Source organism: Microcoleus sp. C2D2 (genome assembly GCF_036702495.1).
In the GTDB taxonomy this organism is placed as follows: Bacteria; Cyanobacteriota; Cyanobacteriia; order Cyanobacteriales; family Microcoleaceae; genus Microcoleus.
On sequence record NZ_JAUBTO010000393.1, the window covers coordinates 1 to 1,387 of the forward strand.

Genomic DNA, 1,387 nt, shown 5'->3' on the forward strand with positions numbered 1-1,387 from the left:
CAATACGGTTTACTTAAGGTCGAACAAGTGATAAACTATATATGATATACAAAAAGTAAATCAAGTATGGTGCCGTACAAAAAATTATTATTAGAATCTCCCAAGCTCAAAAGTAGCGAGGTATTCAAAGCAATAGAAGTAGCAATTCCATCAACAGAAATAGAAGCAGCTATTCTCAAAGCAAAAGCCAAAGAAAAACGGCATCGTGGGCTACCATCACAACTGGTAGTGTGTCTAATCATAGCAATGAGCTTATGGTCAAAAGACTCAATGCGGGACGTACTAAAAAATCTGATTGATGGACTTAATGAAGTCTGGTTGAAAACTGGTAAATTCTGGAAAACTCCCTGCAAGGCAGCTATTACTAAAGCCCGAAAAAGATTAGGGCCTTCTGTAATGAGCCAGTTATTTCATCAGTTGGTACGACCAATGGCTACAACTGAAACAGTGGGAGCTTTTCTGAATGGATTGAGAGTTGTAGCAATAGATGGAACCTGCTTAAATATCCCAGACAGTGACGAAAATGCCAGAGTTTTTGGCCGTCCAGGTAGCCGTCCAGGTACAAGAGCTGCTTTTCCCAAAGCTAGATTAGTTATTTTAGTAGAAGCAGGAACACACTTAATATTTGATGCTTTAATATGCCCATACAAGATGGGAGAAAGAGTCAGAGCATTAAGGTTATGGAGCTCAGTTACTAAAAAAATGTTGTTAATGTGGGATAGAGGCTTGCATTCATATGCGATGGTGTCAGCCACGCTCAGCAAGGGTTCTAACTATTTAGGACGAATTCCGTCAAATGTTAAATTCCTCAAAGAAACACAACTAGAAGATGGTTCTTACTTAAGTTTTATTAATCCCCCAGGCAAATTCAGAAAAAAAGGATTTAAACCAATCCAAATTAGAGTAATTGAGTACAGGATTGAAAACTTAAACGACCCAACAGCAGAAATTAAGTATCGTTTAATTACAAGTTTATTGGACTCTCAAAAATTTCCGGCAAAGTTATTAGCTGCCGAATATCATCAACGTTGGGAAGTGGAAAATACAATTGATGAATTCAAAGTACATCTCGGGGAAAGAAAAACTCATGTTCGCTCTCAAAGACCAAGAGAAGTAGTACAAGAAATTTATGGCCTATTATTAGGACATTGGGCTGTGCGGTTATTAATTTGTCAAACAGCGCATAGTGCAGAAATTTCCCCATTAAGTATTTCTTTCACGGGTACATTACGAGTTATTCGTCGTGCTGTTCCAAGATTTCAGCGATTAGAATCACAGGAAATACCTTTTTTTTAACTTGGCTGAATTTGGAGATCCTTGATGCAACTTTGCCACCAAGAGTTCAGAGAAACAACCCAAGAGTTGTCAAAAAACCTGTTTCAAAGTT

1 protein-coding gene is annotated in these 1,387 nt (G+C 37.9%); it reads left to right on the forward strand.

The window, feature by feature from the left end:
- Nucleotides 1-66 precede the first annotated feature (66 nt).
- Nucleotides 67-1,296, forward strand: coding sequence for an IS4 family transposase (locus QUB61_RS39460; RefSeq protein WP_333136926.1), 1,230 nt, complete (start codon nt 67-69; stop codon nt 1,294-1,296).
- Nucleotides 1,297-1,387 lie beyond the last annotated feature (91 nt).